At 58.1% G+C, this 16722-nt stretch carries 14 protein-coding genes, 4 tRNA genes and 4 pseudogenes; 15 read left to right on the forward strand and 7 right to left on the reverse strand.

Annotated elements, in window-relative coordinates:
* The first annotated feature begins 13 nt into the window (after positions 1 to 13).
* Both CSING_RS01860 and CSING_RS01865 read left to right on the forward strand, forming a co-directional pair.
* Positions 14 to 1018, forward strand: a complete 1005-nt coding sequence (locus CSING_RS01860) for a polyprenyl synthetase family protein (RefSeq protein WP_042529217.1) — start codon at positions 14 to 16, stop codon at positions 1016 to 1018.
* 76 nt (positions 1019 to 1094) lie between these two features.
* A tRNA-Tyr gene (locus tag CSING_RS01865) sits at positions 1095 to 1176 on the forward strand.
* A 90-nt stretch (positions 1177 to 1266) separates the two neighbouring features.
* On the opposite strand, the gene CSING_RS01870 is transcribed toward CSING_RS01865, so the two are convergent.
* Entirely contained in the window at positions 1267 to 2445 is a 1179-nt protein-coding gene (locus CSING_RS01870; RefSeq protein WP_005323424.1) for an IS256-like element IS1249 family transposase, read from the reverse strand.
* Between the two features lie 280 nt (positions 2446 to 2725).
* On the opposite strand from CSING_RS01870, the gene CSING_RS14190 reads away from it, so the two are divergent.
* The 3 genes and pseudogenes from CSING_RS14190 to CSING_RS13530 form a co-directional block, all read left to right on the forward strand.
* Complete coding sequence (locus CSING_RS14190) at positions 2726 to 2779, forward strand: chloramphenicol resistance leader peptide (RefSeq protein ID WP_011113070.1); 54 nt, start codon at positions 2726 to 2728, stop codon at positions 2777 to 2779.
* A gap of 21 nt (positions 2780 to 2800) precedes the next feature.
* On the forward strand, positions 2801 to 3976 hold the full coding sequence (gene cmx, locus CSING_RS01875; RefSeq protein WP_042529219.1) for a chloramphenicol efflux MFS transporter Cmx: 1176 nt from the start codon (positions 2801 to 2803) through the stop codon (positions 3974 to 3976).
* A pseudogene (locus CSING_RS13530) lies at positions 3976 to 4074 on the forward strand (IS481 family transposase); the annotation flags it as partial. The gene cmx and the pseudogene CSING_RS13530, both read left to right, overlap by 1 nt.
* A 105-nt stretch (positions 4075 to 4179) precedes the next feature.
* Here CSING_RS13530 and CSING_RS01880 read toward each other — a convergent pair.
* The 5 genes and pseudogenes from CSING_RS01880 to aph(3')-Ia all read right to left on the reverse strand — a co-directional run bounded on the left by CSING_RS01880 (position 4180) and on the right by aph(3')-Ia (position 7934).
* On the reverse strand, positions 4180 to 5016 hold the full coding sequence (locus CSING_RS01880) for an aminoglycoside O-phosphotransferase APH(6)-Id (protein ID WP_000480968.1): 837 nt from the start codon (positions 5014 to 5016) through the stop codon (positions 4180 to 4182).
* Positions 5016 to 5818: pseudogene (gene aph(3'')-Ib / locus CSING_RS01885) on the reverse strand (aminoglycoside O-phosphotransferase APH(3'')-Ib). The gene CSING_RS01880 and the pseudogene aph(3'')-Ib overlap by 1 nt, the downstream one beginning before the upstream one ends.
* 65 nt (positions 5819 to 5883) lie before the next feature.
* Positions 5884 to 6204, reverse strand: a pseudogene (locus tag CSING_RS01895) (recombinase family protein); the annotation flags it as partial.
* A gap of 53 nt (positions 6205 to 6257) precedes the next feature.
* Positions 6258 to 6962 (reverse strand): IS6-like element IS26 family transposase, encoded by a 705-nt coding sequence (locus CSING_RS01900; protein ID WP_001067858.1) that lies wholly within the window; start codon positions 6960 to 6962, stop codon positions 6258 to 6260.
* A 156-nt stretch (positions 6963 to 7118) separates the two neighbouring features.
* Positions 7119 to 7934: an aminoglycoside O-phosphotransferase APH(3')-Ia gene (gene aph(3')-Ia / locus CSING_RS01905; protein WP_000018326.1), complete on the reverse strand. Its 816-nt coding sequence runs from the start codon at positions 7932 to 7934 to the stop codon at positions 7119 to 7121.
* 150 nt (positions 7935 to 8084) lie between these two features.
* On the opposite strand from aph(3')-Ia, the gene CSING_RS01910 reads away from it, so the two are divergent.
* Positions 8085 to 8789: an IS6-like element IS26 family transposase gene (locus tag CSING_RS01910; protein WP_001067855.1), complete on the forward strand. Its 705-nt coding sequence runs from the start codon at positions 8085 to 8087 to the stop codon at positions 8787 to 8789.
* Here the strand turns inward: CSING_RS01910 and CSING_RS13155 are convergent.
* Positions 8735 to 9142, reverse strand: a complete 408-nt coding sequence (locus CSING_RS13155) for a recombinase family protein (protein WP_012360777.1) — start codon at positions 9140 to 9142, stop codon at positions 8735 to 8737. The two genes, CSING_RS01910 and CSING_RS13155, sit on opposite strands and share 55 nt — an antisense overlap.
* Positions 9143 to 9267: 125 nt before the next feature.
* Between CSING_RS13155 and CSING_RS01915 the strand changes: the two genes are divergently transcribed.
* The 9 genes and pseudogenes from CSING_RS01915 (at position 9268) to rplA (ending at position 16721) form a co-directional block, all read left to right on the forward strand.
* A complete protein-coding gene (locus tag CSING_RS01915; RefSeq protein WP_011116984.1) occupies positions 9268 to 12153 on the forward strand; it encodes a Tn3 family transposase in 2886 nt (961 codons plus the stop codon).
* A gap of 39 nt (positions 12154 to 12192) precedes the next feature.
* Positions 12193 to 13083 (forward strand): annotated as a pseudogene (locus tag CSING_RS01920) (IS481-like element IS5564 family transposase); the annotation flags it as partial.
* A 391-nt stretch (positions 13084 to 13474) separates the two neighbouring features.
* Positions 13475 to 13550 (forward strand) — tRNA-Thr (locus tag CSING_RS01925).
* Positions 13551 to 13584: 34 nt separating this feature from the next.
* Positions 13585 to 13656, forward strand: a tRNA-Met gene (locus CSING_RS01930).
* Positions 13657 to 13785: 129 nt separating this feature from the next.
* Positions 13786 to 13861, forward strand: a tRNA-Trp gene (locus CSING_RS01935).
* A gap of 25 nt (positions 13862 to 13886) precedes the next feature.
* Positions 13887 to 14213 (forward strand): preprotein translocase subunit SecE, encoded by a 327-nt coding sequence (gene secE / locus CSING_RS01940; protein ID WP_042533032.1) that lies wholly within the window; start codon positions 13887 to 13889, stop codon positions 14211 to 14213.
* A gap of 125 nt (positions 14214 to 14338) precedes the next feature.
* Positions 14339 to 15307 (forward strand): transcription termination/antitermination protein NusG, encoded by a 969-nt coding sequence (gene nusG, locus CSING_RS01945; protein ID WP_042529224.1) that lies wholly within the window; start codon positions 14339 to 14341, stop codon positions 15305 to 15307.
* Between the two features lie 166 nt (positions 15308 to 15473).
* Positions 15474 to 15917, forward strand: a complete 444-nt coding sequence (gene rplK, locus CSING_RS01950; protein WP_042529226.1) for a 50S ribosomal protein L11 — start codon at positions 15474 to 15476, stop codon at positions 15915 to 15917.
* Positions 15918 to 16016: 99 nt separating this feature from the next.
* Positions 16017 to 16721, forward strand: coding sequence for a 50S ribosomal protein L1 (gene rplA / locus CSING_RS01955; RefSeq protein ID WP_042529228.1), 705 nt, complete (start codon positions 16017 to 16019; stop codon positions 16719 to 16721).
* Position 16722 lies beyond the last annotated feature (1 nt).

The following is a 16722-nucleotide window of genomic DNA, read 5'->3' on the forward strand; positions in this document are numbered from 1 at the left end:
AGGAACGCGTTTAATGTCACACGGCCAAACTCACGCCAAGCACGTGGACTTGGGGGATGCGCAGCTCACCGAGCGTATCAACGCCGGGATGGCTGCTGTTGAGGATCTGCTGAGCGTAGAGCTCGATCGCGGGCAGGATTTCCTGAAGGAGAAGGTGCGTCACCTCTCTCTAGCCGGTGGTAAGCGTTTCCGCCCGATGATGGCATTGCTGGCCTCTGAGTTTGGTGAGCGCCCGGAATCGCCCGACGTGGTTAAGGCAGCCACAGCCGTGGAGATGGTTCATGTAGCCACGCTCTACCACGACGATGTCATGGATGAAGCAGACCGCCGTCGCGGTGTGGAATCTGCTAATTTTCGGTGGACCAACTCGGTGGCTATCCTGGCCGGCGATGCGCTGTTGGCGCACTCCTCGCGTCTGATGAGCCAGCTCGATACGCATACCGTTGAGCATTTTGCGGAAACCTTCGAAGAACTCGTCACCGGCCAGATGCGCGAAACCATTGGCGCTGGTGAGGCGAACGCAGTGGAACACTACACGGCGGTCATTCGGGAAAAGACCGCGGTGCTCATCGCGTCCGCCGGTTACCTGGGTGCCTACCACGCGGGTGCTGGCCCAGAGCAGTGCGAGGCGCTGCGTCAGATCGGCGCTGCCGTGGGCATGATTTTCCAGATTGTCGATGACATCATTGACATCTTCTCCGACCCCGAAGAATCCGGAAAGACCCCGGGAACCGACCTGCGTGAGGGCGTGTTCACCCTTCCGGTTCTCTATGCCTTGGAGGAAGAAGGTGACGTGGGGGACGAGCTGCGTGGCCTGCTGACAGGCCCACTGACTGAGGATGCCGCCGTTGAGCGTGCGATCGAACTTCTCTGGAAGTCGACCGGTCGGGACAAGGCCATGGCTGATGTCAACGCCTACCTGCGCGTGGTGGAGGACCAGCTGTCGCTGTTACCGGAATGCACGGCGAGTGAAGCGCTGCGTCAGCTCGCGGATTACACCGTGCAGCGCGTGGGTTAAATAGGCTTCCTGCCAGCTGATTTGCATGTAGGGCGGGGATCCGTAGTAAAGTACATAACCGCACTTAAGAGTGCACGCCAGGTTGCCCGAGCGGCCAAAGGGAGCGGACTGTAAATCCGCCGGCATTGCCTTCAGAAGTTCGAATCTTCTACCTGGCACAGAATGAATCCCGCAGACGTTGACAAGCGTTTGCGGGATTTTTGGGGTTAAGGGTCAAAATGTGTGTCTGGCTCGGCGTGTCGCGGGGGTTAGATTTGGCCTTTTTGAATGCCGATTGAGTGGGTGTAGTCGGTGTCGATAGCGTTGTCGTAGAGGGCTGGGCGTCCTGTTTCGTGGTCGGCTTGGTTCTCGGTTTGGGTCAGGGTGGATACTTTGGCGAGTTGGCCCTGGCCCCAGTCGGACTGCCTGGCGATTCGTACTGGATCGTCAGGCAGTTCCGTTTTTAAGTAGAGCCACCAATCCAGCATGCGGCGTTGTCGTTCGCCTGATCTGCCGCGGTGGGTTCTGGCGAGCAGTTTGAGCTGGGCGTTGATGCCGCCTTCTAAGCTGTTGGTGGTGGATTTGATCCGCTCGGGCGCAAGGACTCCTGCTGGCGGGTTGAGGTAGACAAACAGCATCTCGGACCGCCAAAGATGGTTGAGGCTGTTGTAGGCCTTGCGCACGTTGTGGTGGGTCCACACGCGGGTCCATGCACCTGTTTTGGGGTCTTTGATCATGGTTTTCTCGTTCATCCATTCCCGGTAGATCGTTGAAAACTCGTGCAGTTGCACACCCCACGCGGCGGCTTCATCCAGTGTGGTGATCCGGGTCAGTTTCAGCGCAAGTCGGTAGATGGTGCGCCCGGCATCGGTGCGTGGGTTGGTGGTGGTGTAGCGGCGGACCACGCGTTGGGCGTGGACGAGGCAGCGTTGAATTTTCGTAGTCGGCCAGCACTTTTTGATTGCGCTGTATGCGCCTTGGCCGCCGTCGATGACGGCGATGAGTGGGGCTTCGATGCGTTCAAGCAGCAGTTGGTAGTCGCGGGTGGTTTCGTGTTTGCACCAGTGCCAGGCGATCACGTGGTCGATGGTCGCCGCGACGATCAGGCAGCCACCGGCGGTGTAGGTGCCATCGAGAAATACCTGGTCGTAGATCCGCTTGTGGTGGCCGGCGGTGGGGTCAGGCACATCAACGAGCCAGCACCACTTGAAGCGCCGCTTCATGGTGGCGCGGCTAACACCGTTTCGTTTGGCTAGGTCGTCGAGTGATATTGCGGTGGTGCAATGCTCGATGAACTGGGTGAACACTGCCGCGTTGGTGATGTCGTTTCGACGTTTGACGCTGGAGGCGCCGCATTGTTTGCAGCGCCATCTGGTGGTGCCTTTGCTGGTGGTGCCGTTGCGTTTCATTTCACCGCCGCAGTGGCAGCGTGGTTGGTTCTTCGACATTGCGACACCACACCACGCCGCGCATAGCACATCACGGCTGCCACACCGAGGATTTCCCGTCGGGGGCTAGATGTGATGTCCAGGGACGTTGTTCTGGCCCCCGCCCGTAATGACACCGTGCCGATTCAAGAAGTATCTGTCCAGACCGCTTGCCCTTGCCATTGAAGGCATGTTAGAGTTTGGGGCATGTCGAGTCCCGAATCAGACAGGTCAGGGGTTGTCGGTCACACCGCCAGCCCCTTGAACCACTAGTTACGACGCCCACGATCTGTGTGGGCGTATGTCTGGCGTACCCGGGGCGCTGGCCGTGGTGACAAGAAGAACCATTTCTTGATCTCACACCTCGGAGTACTCGATGCCTTTTGCCCTTTACATGCTTGCCCTGGCGGTCTTCGTCATGGGCACTTCAGAATTCATGCTCGCGGGATTGCTCCCCGCGATCGCGACCGAACTTGACGTCTCGGTCGGCACTGCGGGCCTGCTGACCTCCGCATTCGCAGTCGGTACGGTCGTCGGCGCGCCAGTGATGGCGGCATTCGCTCGCCGTTGGCCACCGCGGCTCACATTGATCGTTTGCCTTCTCGTGTTCGCGGGAAGCCACGTCATCGGAGCGATGACACCAGTGTTCTCTCTCCTGCTCATCACCCGGGTGCTCAGCGCTCTCGCAAACGCAGGATTCCTCGCCGTAGCACTGAGCACGGCCACTACCCTCGTGCCAGCGAACCAGAAGGGGCGTGCACTGTCGATCCTGCTCTCCGGCACGACGATCGCAACCGTCGTGGGCGTCCCCGCCGGGGCACTGCTCGGCACAGCGCTGGGCTGGCGAACGACGTTCTGGGCGATCGCCATCCTCTGTATTCCCGCGGCCGTTGGAGTCATTCGTGGCGTCACGAACAATGTTGGTCGGAGCGAGACTAGCGCGACCTCACCAAGGCTCCGTGTCGAGCTCAGCCAGTTGGCGACGCCGCGGCTCATCCTGGCCATGGCACTCGGAGCGCTGATCAACGGAGGGACCTTTGCGGCATTCACCTTCCTGGCACCCATCGTGACCGAGACCGCGGGCTTGGCCGAAGCGTGGGTGTCCGTCGCGCTGGTGATGTTCGGCATCGGATCGTTCCTTGGCGTCACGATCGCAGGACGACTATCAGATCAACGACCTGGCCTCGTGCTCGCAGTCGGCGGACCGCTATTGCTGACAGGCTGGATCGTGTTGGCAGTGGTCGCATCTCATCCCGTTGCGCTTATCGTCCTCGTCCTCGTTCAGGGATTCCTGTCGTTCGGCGTCGGCAGTACTCTGATCACGCGTGTGCTGTATGCAGCATCGGGTGCGCCAACGATGGGCGGTTCGTACGCAACCGCAGCATTGAATATCGGAGCTGCAGCGGGGCCCGTGCTTGGTGCGCTCGGGCTCGCGACCGGGCTGGGGCTGCTCGCGCCGGTTTGGGTCGCTTCGGTGCTGACAGCGATCGCTCTCGTCATCATGCTTCTCACCAGACGCGCGCTTACGAAGACCGCGGCGGAGGCCAATTGATGACCCATCCGAACGCTCTTCTCACTCCTCGTGCCCGTCTCCGGTTAGCTCGGCTGATTGTCGAAGACGGCTATCCGGCCACGATCGCCGCAAAGATGGGGTCGTTTGCGGGAGAGGGCGAAATCCTACGCTAAGGCTTTGGCCAACGATATTCTCCGGTAAGATTGATGTGTTCCCAGGGGATAGGAGAAGTCGCTTGATATCTAGTATGACGTCTGTCGCACCTGCTTGATCGCGGCCGCGATAGCTAGATCGCGTTGCTCCTCTTCTCCATCCGCGTTCCAAGCTGCGGAAAGGCACCCATAAGCGTACGCCTGGTCGAGCAGGCGACGCGGATCGACGTCCAGCGCACGAGAGAATGCGTCCGCCATCTGTGCAATGCGTCTAGGATCGAGACAAAGGTCGTCTCTGTCAGCCGGATCGTAGAACATATTGGCGGCGCCAAAGCCCACTTCACCGACCAGACCGACGGGATCTATCACCAGCCAGCCGCGACTGGAGAACATGATGTTTTCATGATGCAGATCGCCATGTAGCCCACGCAGTTCCGAGGCATTGCTCATCATTTGATCGGCTATAATCGCCGCGTGGACGTAGTCAGTTTGACAACCTGCGTTTTGATCATCGCGCGCCCGCTGAAACAAAGCTGCAAAGCGATCCCGGATCGGGAGAAGGGCAGAAGGCAGGGGTTCCTCAGATGCGGCATACAGCTTCGCCATTAGTTCCGCTGCAATTTCGGTCGCCTGGTAGTCGCCGTGCTCGGCAACGATGTGAGAGAGCATTCGCTCCCCGGCATATTCGAGCAACATCAGATTGTTCTCACGACCGAGCAACCGGACTGCTCCCCTCCCATTGCGCCATACCAGATAGTCGGCCCCGCGCAGTTCATCAGCAATGTCTTCTATAGGTTTCAATCCCTTGACGATTGCAGGAGTCCCGTCTGGCAATGAAACTTTCCAAACGAGGCTGGAAAAGGTGTCCGCAATGAGAACAGGTTGCGAAACGTGCCAATGAGCAGGAAAAACAGGCGGCATGAACATCAACCCCAAGTCAGAGGGTCCAATCGCAGATAGAAGGCAAGGCGTTCGCGGTCGGGGGCTTCGATCCCCAATACATTGAATAGGACAGCGAAGGCGCGCTCTGCTTCATCTGGCGCTGCCCAGTTCTCTTCGGCGTTAGCAATCATGAGTGCCAAATCGGCATAGCGATCTGCTGTTCCGAGCCGCCCAAGGTCGATCAGACCCGTGCATTGAAGAGTTTTAGGGTCCACCATGAAGTTCGGCATGCAGGGATCACCATGGCAAACAACCATATCGGTGCGCTCTTGGTCGAGCCGCACCGGTAGCTCTCGTTCGACACGAGCCAAAAGATCGAGCTGCGGCGTACTCTTGTCCTCGTCCGGTAAGAAGTCGGGATTGACGGCATTGCGGGACACCACATCAACGGCGCGTCCGAACATTCGCGACAGCCTGCGCTCAAACGGACATTGATCAACCGATAGGCTGTGAACAGCGCCAAGTTGCTGCCCCATTGACGGCCACGCTTTGAGCAAATCCGCTCCAGACAGATCAGCCGCCGGTACTCCCGGAATTGCCGTTATCACCAAGCATGCACCCTCCTGTTCCTCCTGCCAGTTGATCACCTCGGGGCAAGCCACACCTCGACCTTTGAGCCAAATGAGGCGGTCACGCTCTCCAGCGAGCTCACCGCGGCGGGAAGCAGGTGCGATTTTCGCGAAGGCATGCCCGTCACCACGTCGAAAAACAAAATCACCAGATTCTCCGCCTCTGACAGGCAACCAGTCAGAATGCGATTCACCAAAAAAATATTAGTTCGATTCAATGGAGGTTCCTTCAGTTTTCTGATGAAGCGCGGAGGTGGCTCAACCTGCGAAAAGAAACGAGTTGCTACGTAAGTCCGAGAACATGCTTTCCATGGTCTCTGAGCTCGCCTTTGGGACCGACATATCGGTAGAGAGTGACGCGCTCGATGCCGAGTTCCTTGCAGAGATCGGAAACTGAAGTATCGCGCTGGGCCATGGCGGCTTGCGCGAGACGCACCTGAGCTTTGGTGAGCGCGAATTTTCGTCCGCCCTTGCGACCGCGCGCTCTCGCGGAGGCGAGACCCGCCATGGTGCGCTCTCGGATCAGATCCCGCTCGAACTCGGCCAAGGTGGCGAAGATTCCGAACACCATGCGACCGGACGCAGTCGTGGTGTCGATCTGAGCGGGCACTGTTGCAAAGTTAGCGATGAGGCAGCCTTTTGTCTTATTCAAAGGCCTTACATTTCAAAAACTCTGCTTACCAGGCGCATTTCGCCCAGGGGATCACCATAATAAAATGCTGAGGCCTGGCCTTTGCGTAGTGCACGCATCACCTCAATACCTTTGATGGTGGCGTAAGCCGTCTTCATGGATTTAAATCCCAGCGTGGCGTTGATTATCCGTTTCAGTTTGCCATGATCGCATTCAATCACGTTGTTCCGGTACTTAATCTGTCGGTGTTCAACGTCAGACGGGCACCGGCCTTCGCGTTTGAGCAGAGCAAGCGCGCGACCATAGGCGGGCGCTTTATCCGTGTTGATGAATCGCGGGATCTGCCACTTCTTCACGTTGTTGAGGATTTTACCCAGAAACCGGTATGCAGCTTTGCTGTTACGACGGGAGGAGAGATAAAAATCGACAGTGCGGCCCCGGCTGTCGACGGCCCGGTACAGATACGCCCAGCGGCCATTGACCTTCACGTAGGTTTCATCCATGTGCCACGGGCAAAGATCGGAAGGGTTACGCCAGTACCAGCGCAGCCGTTTTTCCATTTCAGGCGCATAACGCTGAACCCAGCGGTAAATCGTGGAGTGATCGACATTCACTCCGCGTTCAGCCAGCATCTCCTGCAGCTCACGGTAACTGATGCCGTATTTGCAGTACCAGCGTACGGCCCACAGAATGATGTCACGCTGAAAATGCCGGCCTTTGAATGGGTTCATGTGCAGCTCCATCAGCAAAAGGGGATGATAAGTTTATCACCACCGACTATTTGCAACAGTGCCCCGTCCGGATACTGCCAGATATCGGCGTCCAGGGAGATGTCCTGAAGCGCGGTGTCCGGAATTTCAGGTTTGTGTCTCTACAAAGACTAACTATCAGAAAAACTCATCGAGCATCAAATGAAACTGCAATTTATTCATATCAGGATTATCAATACCATATTTTTGAAAAAGCCGTTTCTGTAATGAAGGAGAAAACTCACCGAGGCAGTTCCATAGGATGGCAAGATCCTGGTATCGGTCTGCGATTCCGACTCGTCCAACATCAATACAACCTATTAATTTCCCCTCGTCAAAAATAAGGTTATCAAGTGAGAAATCACCATGAGTGACGACTGAATCCGGTGAGAATGGCAAAAGCTTATGCATTTCTTTCCAGACTTGTTCAACAGGCCAGCCATTACGCTCGTCATCAAAATCACTAGCATCAACCAAACCGTTATTCATTCGTGATTGCGCCTGAGCGAGACGAAATACGCGATCGCTGTTAAAAGGACAATTACAAACAGGAATCGAATGCAACCGGCGCAGGAACACTGCCAGCGCATCAACAATATTTTCACCTGAATCAGGATATTCTTCTAATACCTGGAATGCTGTTTTCCCGGGGATCGCAGTGGTGAGTAACCATGCATCATCAGGAGTACGGATAAAATGCTTGATGGTCGGAAGAGGCATAAATGCCGTCAGCCAGTTTAGTCTGACCATCTCATCTGTAACATCATTGGCAACGCTACCTTTGCCATGTTTCAGAAACAACTCTGGCGCATTGGGCTTCCCATACAATCGATAGATTGTCGCACCTGATTGCCCGACATTATCGCGAGCCCATCTATACCCATATAAATCAGCATCCAGGTTGGAATTTAATCGCGGCCTCGAGCAAGACGTTTCCCGTTGAATATGGCTCATAACACCCCTTGTATTACTGTTTATGTAAGCAGACAGTTTTATTGTTCATGATGATATATTTTTATCTTGTGCAATATAACATGGGTTGGCACTGTTGCAAATAGTCGGTGGTGATAAACTTATCATCCCCTTTTGCTGATGGAGCTGCACATGAACCCATTCAAAGGCCGGCATTTTCAGCGTGACATCATTCTGTGGGCCGTACGCTGGTACTGCAAATACGGCATCAGTTACCGTGAGCTGCAGGAGATGCTGGCTGAACGCGGAGTGAATGTCGATCACTCCACGATTTACCGCTGGGTTCAGCGTTATGCGCCTGAAATGGAAAAACGGCTGCGCTGGTACTGGCGTAACCCTTCCGATCTTTGCCCGTGGCACATGGATGAAACCTACGTGAAGGTCAATGGCCGCTGGGCGTATCTGTACCGGGCCGTCGACAGCCGGGGCCGCACTGTCGATTTTTATCTCTCCTCCCGTCGTAACAGCAAAGCTGCATACCGGTTTCTGGGTAAAATCCTCAACAACGTGAAGAAGTGGCAGATCCCGCGATTCATCAACACGGATAAAGCGCCCGCCTATGGTCGCGCGCTTGCTCTGCTCAAACGCGAAGGCCGGTGCCCGTCTGACGTTGAACACCGACAGATTAAGTACCGGAACAACGTGATTGAATGCGATCATGGCAAACTGAAACGGATAATCGGCGCCACGCTGGGATTTAAATCCATGAAGACGGCTTACGCCACCATCAAAGGTATTGAGGTGATGCGTGCACTACGCAAAGGCCAGGCCTCAGCATTTTATTATGGTGATCCCCTGGGCGAAATGCGCCTGGTAAGCAGAGTTTTTGAAATGTAAGGCCTTTGAATAAGACAAAAGGCTGCCTCATCGCTAACTTTGCAACAGTGCCTCTGAGCGCCCTTTCCAGTCAGAACCCGCAGGCCGATCTTGCGGTCTGACAGCTCCTTCACCGTGTTGACCAGATGGGCAAGCGATCGTCCGAGGCGATCGAGCTTCCAGACCACCAGCACATCGCCGTCACGCAATGACTTGAGGCAGGCAGTCAAGCCAGGGCGATCATCACGACCGCCGGAAGCAAGATCATCATAGATATTGTCCCGTTCGACACCTGCGGCGCGCAAGGCGTCGTGCTGCAGGTCGAGAGACTGCGAGCCATCGGCTTTGGAGACGCGGGCATATCCGATCAGCATGTATCACAAACGTTGGTTTGAGGCGGCGCTTCGGCCACGATTGCATTGACCTCTGGAAATGTATCTCAACCAGCTTCATAAACAAAGCGTCTTGAACGCTATCAGATTTTGAAAAAGGAACATGTATGCCGCGTCGCGTCACTCTAACCGATCGGCAGAAAGACGCGCTGTTGCGCTTGCCGACTTCACAGACGGATTTGCTCAAGCACTATACGCTGAGTGATGAAGACTTTGGGCATATCAGGCTGCGTCGGCGCGCTCACAACAGGTTCGGCTTCGCCCTGCAATTGTGTGTCCTGCGCTATCCCGGCCGGGTGCTGGCTCCAGGCGAACTGATCCCTGCAGAGGTCATCGAATTTATCGGAGCGCAGCTTGGCCTGGGTGCCGACGATCTCGTAGACTATGCTGCCCGCGAGGAAACACGGCACGAGCATCTTGCCGAGTTACGGGGGCTCTACGGCTTCCGCACCTTCTCCGGACGTGGTGCGAGCGAGCTGAAGGAATGGTTGTTCCGAGAAGCCGAGATGGCGGTGTCGAACGAGGATATCGCCCGTCGCTTCGTAGCCGAGTGCCGACGCACCCGCACTGTCCTTCCCGCGACATCCACGATCGAGCGGCTTTGTGCCGCGGCTCTCGTCGATGCCGAGCGACGCATCGAGACGAGGATCGCCAGTCGGCTGCCTATGTCGATCCGAGAACAGTTGCTGGCATTGCTCGAGGAGACGGCTGATGATCGGGTGACCCGTTTTGTGTGGCTGCGCCAGTTCGAGCCTGGCTCGAACTCTTCGTCGGCCAACCGGCTGCTCGACCGGCTCGAATATCTGCAACGCGTCGATCTCCCCGAGGATCTGCTTGCCGGCGTTCCTGCCCATCGGGTGACTCGTCTGCGCAGGCAGGGTGAACGGTATTATGCCGACGGCATGCGCGATCTCCCGGAGGACAGGCGGCTTGCGATCTTGGCTGTTTGCGTCTCGGAATGGCAGGCGATGTTGGCCGACGCAGTGGTCGAAACCCACGACCGGATCGTCGGCCGTCTCTACCGTGCTTCGGAGCGTATTTGCCATGCAAAGGTCGCAGACGAAGCGGGGGTGGTGCGTGACACCCTGAAATCCTTCGCCGAGATCGGGGGCGCCCTGGTCGATGCACAGGATGATGGCCAGCCGCTGGGCGATGTCATCGCGAGTGGGTCAGGGTGGGACGGCTTAAAAACCCTTGTTGCAATGGCAACCAGGCTGACCGCCACCATGGCCGACGATCCGCTCAATCATGTGCTCGACGGTTATCACCGCTTCCGCCGATACGCTCCACGCATGTTGCGCCTGCTCGATCTGCGAGCTGCGCCCGTTGCACTGCCGCTTCTGGAAGCGGTGACGGCCCTTCGTACCGGTTTGAACGATGCCGCGATGACCAGCTTCTTGCGGCCCAGCTCGAAATGGCATCGCCACCTTCGGGCCCAGAGGGCTGGCGACGCTCGCCTATGGGAGATCGCGGTGCTGTTCCATCTGCGCGATGCGTTCCGCTCCGGAGATGTCTGGCTTACTAGGTCCCGGCGCTATGGCGATCTGAAACACGCACTCGTTCCGGCACAAGCCATCGCGGAAGGCGGTCGTCTCGCTGTGCCATTGCGGCCGGAGGAATGGCTGGCAGACCGGCAAGCTCGCCTCGACATGCGGTTGCGCGAGCTTGGCCGTGCCGCTCGCGCAGGCACGATCCCGGGCGGGTCGATTGAAAACGGCGTTCTGCATATCGAGAAACTCGAAGCCGCCGCGCCGACAGGCGCCGAAGATCTGGTGCTCGATCTCTACAAGCAGATCCCGCCCACGCGCATCACCGATCTCCTGCTGGAGGTGGATGCGGCGACCGGCTTCACCGAAGCGTTCACCCATCTGCGCACAGGAGCACCCTGCGCTGACCGGATCGGGCTAATGAACGTTATCTTGGCGGAAGGGATCAACCTCGGCTTGCGCAAAATGGCGGATGCGACAAACACCCACACCTTCTGGGAATTGATCCGCATTGGACGGTGGCATGTCGAGGGCGAAGCCTATGACCGGGCGCTGGCCATGGTGGTCGAGGCACAGGCAGCGTTACCCATGGCCCGGTTCTGGGGCATGGGCACGTCGGCTTCGAGCGACGGACAGTTCTTCGTCGCTACAGAGCAAGGTGAGGCCATGAACCTGGTCAACGCGAAATATGGCAATACCCCGGGCCTGAAAGCCTATAGCCACGTCTCCGACCAATATGCGCCGTTCGCAACCCAGGTGATTCCTGCAACGGCAAGCGAAGCGCCTTACATCCTCGATGGCCTGCTGATGAACGATGCTGGACGCCATATCCGCGAGCAGTTCACCGACACGGGCGGCTTCACCGATCACGTCTTTGCCGCATGTGCCATTCTCGGCTACCGGTTCGCTCCGCGCATCCGCGACCTGCCATCCAAACGGCTCTACGCGTTCAATCCGTCGGCCGCCCCGGCGCACCTGCGAGCGTTGATCGGCGGAAAGGTCAACCAAGCCATGATCGAGCGCAATTGGCCCGACATCCTGCGCATCGCCGCCACCATTGCTGCCGGGACCGTCGCGCCAAGCCAGATTCTGCGGAAACTCGCCTCCTATCCGCGGCAGAACGAGCTCGCGACAGCCCTGCGGGAAGTCGGTCGCGTCGAGCGCACCCTGTTCATGATCGACTGGATTCTGGATGCCGAACTCCAACGGCGTGCCCAGATCGGGCTCAACAAAGGCGAAGCTCATCATGCGCTGAAGCGGGCAATCAGCTTCCACCGCCGCGGTGAAATCCGCGACCGTTCCGCCGAAGGCCAGCATTACCGCATCGCCGGCATGAATCTGCTCGCCGCCATCATCATCTTCTGGAACACCATGAAGCTCGGCGAGGTCGTTGCAAACCAGAAACGCGATGGAAAGCTGCTATCGCCCGATCTCTTGGCCCATGTTTCGCCGCTCGGATGGGAACACATCAATCTCACCGGAGAATATCGCTGGCCAAAGCCTTAGCGTAGGATTCCGCCCCCTCCCGCAAACGACCCCAAGATGTTCATGGTCTCCCCGATCACTGCCCGGAAATGGGCAGGCCGCTACCGGGAAGAGGGTGAGTTTGGGATGCAGGATCGCTCCAGCAAGCCGCACCGGATCCCAGGCAGGACGCCCGAGCATGTCAAGAAGAAGATCATCAACCTGCGCTGGCGGCTTCGACTGGGGCCAGCCCAGATCGCTGCGCGACTTGGTCTCTCGACGTCGACTGTTCACGCGGTCCTCGTCCGTTGCCGCGTGAACCGCCTCTCGCATATCGATCGTGTCACTGGCGAGCCATTGCGGCGATATGAGCATCCTCATCCGGGATCGTTGATTCATGTCGATGTCACGAAGTTCGGCAACATCCCCGACGGCGGTGGACATCGTTACGTAGGTCGGCAGCAAGGCGCACGGAACAAGCTCGCGACTCCGGGATTACCACGAGGAAAAGATCACAAGCCGCGCACCGGGACGGCGTTCGTTCACACAGTCATCGACGACCACTCCCGCGTCGCATACGCAGAAATCTGGTCGGATGAGCAGGCGAGCACAGCGGTGGGAGTTCTCGAACGCGCCGTGGCCTGGTTCGCCGAACGAGGCGTGACCGTCGAGCGAGTCCTATCCGACAACGGGTCGGCATACAGATCCCACGCATGGAGGGACTTCTGCGCTCGGCTCGGCATCCGACACAAGCGGACACGCCCCTACCGGCCGCAGACGAACGGGAAGATCGAGCGATTCCACCGCACGCTCGGGGACGGCTGGGCCTATGCCAGGTTTTACGGTTCAGAGGCCGAACGACGCCTGGCGCTGCCCGGCTGGCTCCACTTCTACAACCACCACCGACACCACTCTGCGATTGGCGGCGTACCCTTCGACCGACTCAACAACGTCCCTGGACATCACAGCTAGATATATGCTTCCGGAGCATATACTTTCCGGAAACCTACAGGTCAATCCGTGAAAATCCGCGATTCCGGACACACTTTTTGACCCTTAACCCGATTTTTGCGTTGCGATGGTCGGGGGACTGGGTCCGGAACCCGCACCCCTAGGGCAGGCTCAGGTGGGGGATGTGTCACTTGAAACCGACCCCCAGGGGTTGAGACCCCGGAATTGATCTATCCACACGAAATGTCCCTTAAGCCGGCGTGGCGCTTGTAGTGATTCCGAAATGCAACCTCTAGAAGGCTTAAAAACAACGAGTAAGCTGGCGATTTGTGTTGTTTGAGCGTTTCGGGTTAATCTTTTCAAGGCTTCAACGAGAGCACAGCGGAGATAATCCGTGACTCAAAGAGGCTGTGCCCCCTTAGCTCAGTCGGCAGAGCGTTTCCATGGTAAGGAAAAGGTCGACAGTTCGATTCTGTCAGGGGGCTCCATTCATGTTTCCAGACATGTCTGGGAAGTGAATATGGCGGTGTAGCTCAGTGGTAGAGCAAGCGACTCATAATCGCTGTGTCGCGAGTTCAATTCTCGCCATCGCTACCGGGAAAGAAAAGCGCCCGCCCCGTGGGCGCTTTTTTACTACCGACTCCCAGCCTTACACGGCAGGTGGTTTCCATGAAGGATCACCGTTCTGGTAGGGTTGTGCGTTGTCCCAAAAAGGACACGCAAAGGGGCGTGGCGCAATTGGTAGCGCAACGGTCTCCAAAACCGTAGGTTGCAGGTTCGAGTCCTGTCGCCCCTGCCACATCACTTCCAAGGAGGATCTCGCCGTGAGCGATGAAAAGCAGCCGAGCACCGGGGCCGCACGCCCAACCGGCAAGCGTCAGCTCTCTGGCGCAGCAACCACCTCTACTGAGTCCTACAACGACAAGCGCGTCGTGCGTGTCGAGGATAAGAAGGAAGAATCTGCTGGCGGCTCTGTGGCGTCCTTCCCGGGCGAGGTCGCTTCTGAAATCAAGAAGGTTGTCTGGCCTACCGGTAAGGAAATGGTCCAGTACGTTCTCGTGACCTTCGCCTTCCTCATTATTCTCACCGCGTTGGTGTGGGGCGTGGACACGCTTACCGGCCTCGGAGTTGAAGCAGTCCTCGCGCCTTAGTAGAATCACCTACATACTTTCATCCCGCCGAATCCCACCTGGGGAACGGCGGGATACTTTTTGCCCTAGCCACGCCGAGTACCCTGGTGGTGACTAGACGGATTAACACGAAGATGGAGCAGACAATGAGCGACGAAACCACCGGCACTTCCCTTGAGCAGGCCATGATCGACAACGTCCAGGACCAAGCCTCCGAGGCTGTGGAAGCAGCCGAGGTTAATGCTGAGGAAACCGCTGATGCTGTAGCTACCTCCGAGGCCGCTGGCGCCTCTGAGGGTACTGACGCTGCTGCTGAGGAGCCGCAGGAACAGCAGGATGAGCTGTCCCCTGAGGAGAAGGAAGCCGCCGAGAAGGAGGCTGCGGCGAAGGCAGCGGAGGCCGCGCTGGGAGGCAGCGGTGAGGGCGAGGAGACGTCGGAAAGCGCATCTGCGGATACCGCCGCAGCAGATGCTGAGTACAAGACCCGCCTGCGTGCCTTTACCCGCGAGCTGAAGAAGCAGCCGGGCCAGTGGTACATCATTCAGTGCTACTCCGGCTACGAAAACAAGGTGAAGACCAACCTGGACATGCGTGCCCAGACCCTCGAGGTAGAGGACTCCATCTTCGACGTCGTCGTGCCAGTCGAGCAGGTGATTGAAAAGAAGGACGGCAAGAAGAAGGTTGTGAAGCGTAAGCTGCTGCCGGGTTACGTGCTTGTGCGCATGGAGCTTAACGACGCCGCGTGGTCCGTCGTCCGCGATACCCCGGGCGTAACCTCCTTCGTGGGCAACGAAGGCAATGCTACTCCGGTGAAGATCCGCGATGTGGCCAAGTTCCTCATGCCGAACGATGCCACCGTGGATCCCGAGAGCTCGGCTGCTGATTCCGAAGGCGAGCAGGTCGTCGCTATGCCGGAGAAGGAGGCCGCTAAGGCGTACGCCCACGACTTCGAGGTGGGCGAGGCAGTCACCATCCTGTCTGGTCCGCTGGCGTCGGTGTCCGCCACTATTTCAGAAATCGACCCGGAAACCGGCAAGATGCAGGGCTTGGTGTCCATCTTTGGCCGCGAGACCCCGGTGGAGCTGTCCCCGACGGAGATCGAGCGCATCTCCTAAAAAGCGATTTTGTGCTGGGCGCACGGTGTTCTAAACTTGAACGCCGTGCGCTTTTGCGCATGTACATACGTTCATCCTCCGGTGGCCCACGCTGCGTGGGCATCCGGACGGGGTGCTGTTATTCATCGTGGCGGCACCTCGGTACCACGAGGAAAGAGGTAATTCGATGGCTCCCAAGAAGAAGGTTACCGGCCTGATCAAGCTCCAGATCGAGGCAGGCGCTGCTAACCCGGCTCCGCCGGTTGGTCCGGCACTCGGTGCCCACGGCGTCAACATCATGGAGTTCTGCAAGGCCTACAACGCTGCGACCGAGTCCCAGCGCGGCAACGTCGTGCCGGTGGAAATCACCGTCTACGAGGACCGTTCCTTCGACTTCAAGCTGAAGACCCCGCCGGCAGCGAAGCTCCTGCTCAAGGCTGCGGGCATCAAGAAGGGCTCCGGCGTTCCGCACACCGACAAGGTCGGCTCCGTGACCTGGGATCAGTGCAAGGAGATTGCACAGACCAAGTTCGAGGACCTCAACGCTCGTGACATCGACAACGGCGCCCGCATCATCGCTGGTACCGCTCGCTCCATGGGCATCACCGTTGACGGCATCCCGGCTAAGTAAATATCGCTTTTAATGCGCACTACGTCCCCGTAGTGCGCGTGGTAGGGCCAGCTACGGCCCGCTTCGACCACATCAATCCAAGAAAAGGAATTGCATCATATGAGCACCAAGTCCAAGGCATACAAGGCTGCCGCTGAGCTGGTAGACCGCTCCCGCCTCTACCGCCCGATCGAGGCCGCCAAGCTGGCCAAGGAGACCGCCTCCAAGAACTTCGACGCCACCGTAGACGTTGTCTTCCGTCTCGGCGTTGACCCGCGTAAGGCTGACCAGCTGGTTCGCGGTACCGTTTCCCTGCCGAACGGCACCGGTAAGGACGTCCGCGTCGCCGTCTTCGCTGAGGGCGACAAGGCTGAGGAAGCTAAGGCTGCTGGCGCCGACATCGTTGGTACCGACGAGCTGATCACCGCCATCAACGAGGGCAACATCGATTTCGACGTTGCTATCGCTACCCCGGACCAGATGGCCAAGGTTGGCCGCGTTGCCCGCGTCTTGGGCCCGCGTGGTCTCATGCCGAACCCGAAGACCGGCACCGTCACCGCTGACGTGACCAAGGCTGTTGCTGACGTCAAGGGCGGTAAGATCTCGTTCCGCGTGGACAAGGCTTCCAACCTGCACGCCATCATCGGTAAGGCTTCCTTCGACGCTGAGAAGCTGGCTGAGAACTACGGCGCGCTGTACGACGAGATCCTCCGTCTCAAGCCGGCCTCCGCCAAGGGCATCTACGCCAAGAAGATCACCATCTCCACCACTTCCGGTCCGGGCATCCCGGTCGACGCTTCCGTGGAGAAGAACTACACCGAGTAAA

The organism is Corynebacterium singulare (assembly GCF_000833575.1).
Taxonomy (GTDB): domain Bacteria; phylum Actinomycetota; class Actinomycetes; order Mycobacteriales; family Mycobacteriaceae; genus Corynebacterium; species Corynebacterium singulare.

Coding starts and splice junctions, on each gene's coding strand:
- CSING_RS01860 (WP_042529217.1), top strand. CDS start 14: ATGTCACACGGCCAAACTCACGCCAAGCACGTGGACTTGGGGGATGCG.
- CSING_RS01870 (WP_005323424.1), bottom strand. CDS start 2,445: ATGTCGAAGAACCAACCACGCTGCCACTGCGGCGGTGAAATGAAACGC.
- cmx (WP_042529219.1), top strand. CDS start 2,801: ATGCCTTTTGCCCTTTACATGCTTGCCCTGGCGGTCTTCGTCATGGGC.
- CSING_RS01880 (WP_000480968.1), bottom strand. CDS start 5,016: ATGTTCATGCCGCCTGTTTTTCCTGCTCATTGGCACGTTTCGCAACCT.
- CSING_RS01900 (WP_001067858.1), bottom strand. CDS start 6,962: ATGAACCCATTCAAAGGCCGGCATTTTCAGCGTGACATCATTCTGTGG.
- CSING_RS01910 (WP_001067855.1), top strand. CDS start 8,085: ATGAACCCATTCAAAGGCCGGCATTTTCAGCGTGACATCATTCTGTGG.
- CSING_RS13155 (WP_012360777.1), bottom strand. CDS start 9,142: ATGCTGATCGGATATGCCCGCGTCTCCAAAGCCGATGGCTCGCAGTCT.
- CSING_RS01915 (WP_011116984.1), top strand. CDS start 9,268: ATGCCGCGTCGCGTCACTCTAACCGATCGGCAGAAAGACGCGCTGTTG.
- nusG (WP_042529224.1), top strand. CDS start 14,339: ATGAGCGACGAAACCACCGGCACTTCCCTTGAGCAGGCCATGATCGAC.
- rplK (WP_042529226.1), top strand. CDS start 15,474: ATGGCTCCCAAGAAGAAGGTTACCGGCCTGATCAAGCTCCAGATCGAG.
- rplA (WP_042529228.1), top strand. CDS start 16,017: ATGAGCACCAAGTCCAAGGCATACAAGGCTGCCGCTGAGCTGGTAGAC.